At 52.0% G+C, this 7,030-nt stretch carries 5 protein-coding genes and 1 pseudogene; all 6 read left to right on the top strand.

Annotation, left to right across the window (positions count from 1 at the left end; all coding sequences use genetic code 11):
• Positions 1-1,454 (top strand): Ig-like domain-containing protein (locus ACR0AM_RS21290; protein ID WP_480623963.1); only part of this gene is annotated, 1,454 nt, incomplete at its 5' end.
• A gap of 851 nt (positions 1,455-2,305) precedes the next feature.
• Positions 2,306-2,986, top strand: a complete 681-nt coding sequence (locus ACR0AM_RS21285; protein ID WP_480623962.1) for a sugar transferase — start codon at positions 2,306-2,308, stop codon at positions 2,984-2,986.
• Positions 2,987-3,062: 76 nt separating this feature from the next.
• Complete coding sequence (locus ACR0AM_RS21280) at positions 3,063-4,304, top strand: right-handed parallel beta-helix repeat-containing protein (RefSeq protein ID WP_480623961.1); 1,242 nt, start codon at positions 3,063-3,065, stop codon at positions 4,302-4,304.
• Positions 4,305-4,447: 143 nt separating this feature from the next.
• Positions 4,448-4,969, top strand: a pseudogene (locus ACR0AM_RS21275) (glycosyltransferase family 2 protein); the annotation flags it as partial.
• A gap of 647 nt (positions 4,970-5,616) precedes the next feature.
• Complete coding sequence (locus tag ACR0AM_RS21270) at positions 5,617-6,198, top strand: polysaccharide biosynthesis/export family protein (protein ID WP_480623960.1); 582 nt, start codon at positions 5,617-5,619, stop codon at positions 6,196-6,198.
• Between the two features lie 311 nt (positions 6,199-6,509).
• Complete coding sequence (locus ACR0AM_RS21265) at positions 6,510-6,896, top strand: helix-turn-helix domain-containing protein (RefSeq protein ID WP_480623959.1); 387 nt, start codon at positions 6,510-6,512, stop codon at positions 6,894-6,896.
• Positions 6,897-7,030 lie beyond the last annotated feature (134 nt).

Below are 7,030 nucleotides of genomic sequence, written 5' to 3'. Positions count from 1 at the left end.
ACACGGTCACCTATACGCCGAACGTGGGCTATACGGGGTCCGACAGTTTCACCTACACGATCAGCGACGGCACCGACACCACCACCGCGACGGCGAATGTGAATGTCGGCAGCCCAATCTCTGTTTGGTACGGAAACACGCAGAGCTTTGGGTCGCTTGGTGAGACGCAGACCTGGGTTAACGTGCTTGGAAATGTTGATACCACCAATATCGCGTCACTGAGTTATACGCTGAACGGCGGCTCCGAAAGAACGCTTGAATTGGGGCCGGACACCCGGCGCCTTCAGGAGAACGGTGATTTCAATGTTGATATCGCCTTTGATGACCTTGACGGGACAGCCACTGACGATGTGGTGACAATTATCGCGCGTTACAATGATGGGTCTGTTTACACTCAGGAGGTCACTCTCGAGTATGAAAGCGGCAATACCTGGGATGCGAATTATTCGATCGACTGGAGTTCAGTTACGAATATTCAGGATGTCGTGCAGGTTGTAGACGGTAAATGGGCCGTTACGAATGATGGTCTTCGGCTCGAGGAAACCGGATACGATCGATTTGTTCTTCTGGGCGACAACAGCTGGGACTACTATCAAGTCGACCTCTCGTTCACCGGGCATGATCTTTATTCAGAGGATCCCCGGGGGCGTGATGGCGGTGTGTTCGGATTTGGTGTTTGGTGGGAGGGGCATACGGATGATCCGCTGCCCAACTGGCAGCCAAAGGCCGGATACAATCCATCGGAATGGCTTTTATACTACAATGATGACCCGACGGGGCGTTTCCGCTTTTTCACCGATGGCGGCCATTATCCGACCAAATTCGAAGAGGGAACCGAGTACAACGTTTCCATTCGTGTGGAGCAAGCGAACGTCCTTGACCGGCTGTATAGCGTGAAAGTGTGGGAGGTCGGCACAACGGAACCCACAGACTGGCTGTTCCAGCGCGTTATAGAAGCGGATGAGCCGATAACCAGCAGTTTCGCGCTGCTCAGCCATTATTACGACGTGACCTTCCATGATATCAACGTCACCGAGATCACCGGCAGCGACATCGTGAAGGGAACAGACGGTGCCGATCTGCTTTCAGCGGTTGATGCGGGATCGGGAACTCCGGGGCGCGGAGAGCTTGATATTTTTGAAAGTGATGCCGGCGCGGATGTCTTCATCTTTGGCGACGCGACCAGCGCTTACTATGATGATGGTACGACCAGCGCGGGCCTCGATGATTATGGATACGCCTTTGATTTCCAGGCAAGTGAGGATCAGGTGCAGCTACACGGTTCTGCCGCGGAGTACAGCCTGTCCGAAAACGTATCCGGATTACCCAATGGCACCGCGATCTGGAAGTTGGGCGCATCGGGAGAAGAGGATGAACTTGTTGGTGTTCTGGCGAACACTTATGGCCTTTCGCTTAACGACAACGTCTTTGTCTTCGTCGATATGATAGCCTGATTTATTGCGGTCGCTGTTAGGCCGGTGGCCGTTCGGGACAAGTTCTGTTTCAAGCTTCCAAAAGAGGAGGTTTGCGTAGGCCCGAGGAGTTTTGTTTTACTGCCTGCGAGTGTCATGCGAAGCATGATCCACGAGGGGGGCGCAGGAATACAACGATCGCAGGCTTTGATTGTGAAGCTGAGTCGGGAACTGGGCATCAATTCCAAAACTGTCGCCACAAGTAGGCGCAGGCGACGGACGGTCGAGGATCACAGGGCCGGCCCGAAAAGAGCCGCGTCCGACCGTTCCCGGCGAAGAAAAGGAAGCCAATATCAATCACCTTTCGAAGGCGCATCTTGCTACCGTTGGACGACGGCCCCTACGCGCGCGTTTGAAAATGCCGCCGGTCCCCACCCCTTACAAATACATCTGCAAAATCCGGACATCTGAGCCAGATCGTTTCACCTATATCCGATTCAGAAGATGCCGGGACTGAACACTTGGTGTATTGGTCAACCGAGGGCTCTCCATAAAATTGTAGCACCTTTGGAGTTGTCAATCATAAGAATTGTGTTTGCTTTCGCCGAAAATGCCTCTTTCAAATAATTGTGAATGACATCTCCTTGAAGTGGTCATTGAAGGGTTTTTTGAATGTCCTTTTTCCCGGCAACCCGGTTTCTTGGCTTTCAATTTCGAGTTCGACCTGATAACTTAATGTGTAATTAACAATGAGCACTACCAATTCGATGGTAATGTTTGATAGGGGTGAGCGTTTTTCGAGTTCCTCATAGTTTTTTGTGAGGTGGGTGTAGTTGGCTTCGAGTGAATTTTGGAGCCGTGTGTATTGAGAGTACGTGGTACTGGGGGAGTTTATGAAAGATTCACCAACCGGTTTCCTGGAAGGCGCATCGCCAGACGGGGGTTGTAGGCTATCTTCATCTACAAGCAACTGGGCGCAGAGCAAAAAGACGTTCCTCGCGTCGAAGCGTGTTTTTGATGTGGTTATGTGCCTTTTGGCGCTGCCCATGTTTCTGGTGATCTGCGGATTGCTGATTGTCTTGAATCCCATTTGGAATAAGGGGCCTTTGTTCTTTTCACAGCGGCGCACCGGCAAAGACGGCGAAGAATTTGTCATGTTCAAATTCAGATCGATGACCGCAGTTGAATCTGTCAAGCGCGGCCCCGACGATCCGCTTGAACAGCACCGCATTACAAAGCTTGGCTATTGGATCCGGCGCACGAAGGTGGACGAAATCCCGCAACTTCTGAATGTTCTTAATGGTGACATGAGCATTGTGGGACCGCGTCCTGAACTGGTCGAATTCAAGAGTGTGTATCAAGCTGAGATTCCGTATTACTCGGCGCGTTGGGCGGTAAAACCCGGATTGACCGGATACGCACAAATCACTCAGGGATATACGGAAAGTATCGAAATGGTGCGCCGGAAATCTGAGCTTGATGCCCACTATATTCGCAACATGAGCTGGAAGCTTGATTTGCGCGTAATCGCCAAAACATTCACGGTCATTTGTGTGCCGCACGCGGATTCCTAATAGACATAAGGCACCCCCTCTTGTTTAGTTGGTAGGCAGAGTGGGGGTGCCTCTTGGGATTAGGAATAAATATTTAATGAAGATGAACAGCAGTTTGCGTTGGTTGTTTTCGACACCTGCGGTTTTTGGTGCACTTCTCAGCGTATTGCCCGGTGTCACTTTACCAAACTCAGGAGACTCAGGGCGGTTGTTCTACTCCAGCAATCTAAACTGGAAGCCCGGTCAGGATGTGACCGCGCAATTTTCCCAGTTCGTGGCCAAGGTGGCGCGACCCGGTGACACGCTGGTTCTCGACCAGATGTACGGTCTGAGTGCCGGGGCGCAAATCCAGTTGCCTGACTATTTCACACTCACGGCAGAGAACGGTGGTGGTTTTGACATGCAAGACACTGCCTCCAGCAACCGCGCCATGATCTTCATGGGCGACGGGGGAACTCTAAACAATGTCACGATCATCGCCAGCGGGGCGCCGAGAACCACTTATAAGGGTCTCAACGCTGTGCGTGGGGTTGATTTTGACCCGGCACGGGCGGTGGGTATTCATGACGTAAATAACGTGACGCTCACCAACAACACATTTTCAGGAAACATCGGCCAGTTCGTGAATGTTCACAATAGCAACAATCTGGTTGTCCAGGAGACGCATTTTGTCGGTGCCCGCACCCATTTGCTTCTTGGTGGGAATGTCGCCGATGCCTTGATTTACCGCAGTTTTTTCGAAGAAGCCCTTGGCGACGGAATAAAGACGATCGATGGCAATATTGTTCGTCCAAGAGTGATTGAGAGTATTTTTAAGGAGAATAACCGGGATGGAATCGACACGACGGGCGGGTTCAGGGATGCGCTGGTCAAGGATTCCGGATTCTACGGCAACGCGAGTGCAATGGATATTAAGACCTTAGTCCACGATAGCAACGATCTGGGCCGCCCGGACGTAAACAGCGATATTCGTGTGGAAGGGGCACATATCACTGGGTCCGGCAATGCAATTGTCACAACTTTCAGAGATTTCACAGGTCAGGTGACGGCTGAAGTTGCCGATGATTTCATTCCAAACGGTATCGTCGTTGTTGATTCAACGTTCGAGGATGTGGGCACTGCATTTCTGGTCAAGGACGGCTACGACATAAACTGGTCCGATGTAACGTTTAATAATGTTAGAACCGAAGTGCGTATTCTTAACAAAAATGCGCCGACCGACTGGCACCGTTTGAACGATAACACGCAAAATATAGGTGCCAGTTTCGTGACCAAAACGAGGCTGGATTTGCGTGTAGATCAGGCCTGGCAACAGGAGCCGGATACAGATCTTCAATGACGATAGAACCCGGGTACCCGGGCAGGAGTCTGTCTTTTTGGGGCGCTGGGACTCGAAGAACTATTCTGAAGTGCAATCTGTGGTCACCTGGCACAAGGTTGGGTGCGGGCAAAAACAGAGCACACAACTAGCGAAAATGCAAAATGTCTGAAAACACCTCTCCGAAAGTTAGTATTGGGTTGCCGGTTTATAACGGCGCGAAATACGTGAGAGACGCGATTGAATCCGTTTTGGCTCAGGATTTCGAGGATTTTGAACTTATCATCTCCGACAATGCCTCGGGGGACGAGACGCAGGAAATCTGCAAGTCATTTGCGAGCGCGGATTCCCGAATAAAATATGTGCGCCACCCCAAGAACATAGGCGCGGCAAAGAACTACAACTACACGTTTCTGGCGTCATCGGGTGAGTATTTTCACTGGCTGGCCCATGACGATCTTATCGGTCCGCGATTTTTGTCACGGTGTCTTGATGCGTACAAAGCTCGCGTTGATGATCCCGCGATTGTCTTTCCGTCCTTTGAGTTCATTGACGAAGACAATAACGTTCTCGAACGGCCCAAAAGGGTGGTGGAGACGACTGCGGGTAAAGCCTCACGCCGCCTGATTGAAACATTGGATTCCTACGGAGCGATGATAGAAGTTTACGGCTTGTTTCGCCGGGAATCGCTTTCGAAAACGCGGTTGATCGGCAGCTATGTCAGTTCTGATCTGTTCTTTCTGGCGGAATGCGCACTGGTCGGGCCAATCGTTCGAATAGATTGTGAACCCCAGTTTTTTCGCCGTATGCATGACACAAGCTCCAGGCGGGCAAACACGACCAACGAAGCGGTCTTGCAGTGGTTTGATCCTGAGGCAAAGACCAGCCGCCCGGCCGGACAAAAAAAGTCCAGAAGTTACAACTACTTTTTAAAAAGCGGAGTTGCCGAATACACCAAGGCTGTGCTTTTGGTCAAAGATATTCCTTTTTCGCAACGTCTCGGGGCGCTACTCACGCTAATGAACCGTCGGGTCCGTACCAAACTTCGCAGGTTGATAAAGAATCGACCGCGAGGAGCTGGATCAGGCACCTGACTTGGTGGCGGCAGTGTGTGTTCAACACGACCATCGGCGGGAACTGTACCTGCGTTGAGGGATTTCAAAGCCGGTATCTCGCCGTTAGAATCGGAAACAATACCATGAGAATATGGAAACAGTTGAGCTGCTTTGCGCGGTTCGGACGCAGATTGCACTTGAAATGATTCTAGGTTTTACAAACAGGCCGGAGACGCGCTAAACTATTGTTTCAACAATAACCCTTGTGGGGACCAGCCATGTTTAAGGTTCTATTAGGATTTGTTACCGCGCTGCTGTTTGTTGCCTCAGCTCAGGCACAGGGAACTTACCGGATCAAGTCAGGCGATTCTTTGAATGTCGAAGTTCTTGAGGACCCAACCCTCAATCGGAATACTCTTGTACTGCCGGATGGGTCTATCAACTTTCCTCTGGCTGGCAGCGTTGCCGCCGGTGGGCGCACGGTTGATCAGGTTCGAAAAGATTTGACTCAGGCCCTGAGCCCAAGTTTTGCATCTCTTCCTACCGTGTTTGTCTCGGTAGGGGCTGTCGGAATTTCGCCTGCGGCGACATTCTCGGCTCCGGCGACCAAGAATATCTACGTCATCGGTGAAATCGCGACACCGGGAAAGTTGGTAACGACCAAAAACACTACTATTCTGCAAGCCATAGCTGAAGCGGGTGGGTTGACCCGTTTTGCAGCGGACAAACGCATTCAACTTCGCCGGGGAGGCGACACGTTTATCTACAACTACCGCACAAACAGCGGAGGTCTGTCGGGTAACACTGTTCTGGCTCCTGGTGATGTGATTGTTGTGCCGCAGCGCCGTCTGTTTGAGTAAGAGTCCTATCGGCGGACCTCCATAAGTCTGCTTTTGGTACCAGAAGTTGAGACAGGCTGATGAGGCGCTGCGCAATCGTTTGCGCGAACTGGCCAGCGAACATCGTCGGTTTGAATGTTGCCGTTTAGGCATCTTGCTGGCCAGAAGAGGGTTCGGCTCCACGAACCAACCGCTTCAACCCATCGCCAGGCAAAAGCTGCCGCCTTCGATCACCAGAACGATTGCGACACTAAAGAGTCTGGCTGGAAACCTGAATCATTGTCTTCCCTCTTTGTTTGGTTTGTGATTCATCCTGCTTGGGAGGACGGATCATGTCAGCAGCTTTGCCGGAAGACCTTCGAGCGCGGTTTCAGACCTACATTGAGGAAGGGTTAAGCGGGCGCTCGGCTGCCGCCCGTCTGAGACTTTCCCCGGCGACAGGTGTACGCTGGTTGCGCCGGATCAAAGAGACCGGAACAGCAGCTGCATCTGTACAGGGTCGTCCCAGAGGCCATGGCAAGCTTGCCCCACATCAGGGCTTTCTGGAAGAACTGGTGGCACAGGACGGAGACATCACTCTGCCTGAGCTTGCAGGTGCGTTGGAAGCGGCCACCGGTGTCGCGGCCCATTCGGCCTCTATCGGGCGCTTCCTGCGCAAGCTCGGGTACACATACAAAAAAAGTCACTGGTGGCCACCGAACGGTTGCGTGCCCGTGTGAAGCACCTGCGCCGAGATTGGTTCCAACACCGGATGCCTGCCATTGTTAGTGGCAGACGTATTCTCCCCGAAAGTGGCAATTGAAAATTCCCCACCCGTGAGCGGCAGGGCCAATTCCAAACTTCAAGTATTTGG

The organism is Ruegeria sp. AD9, from assembly GCF_056542305.1.
This window is presented reverse-complemented; position numbering and strand designations above follow the sequence as displayed.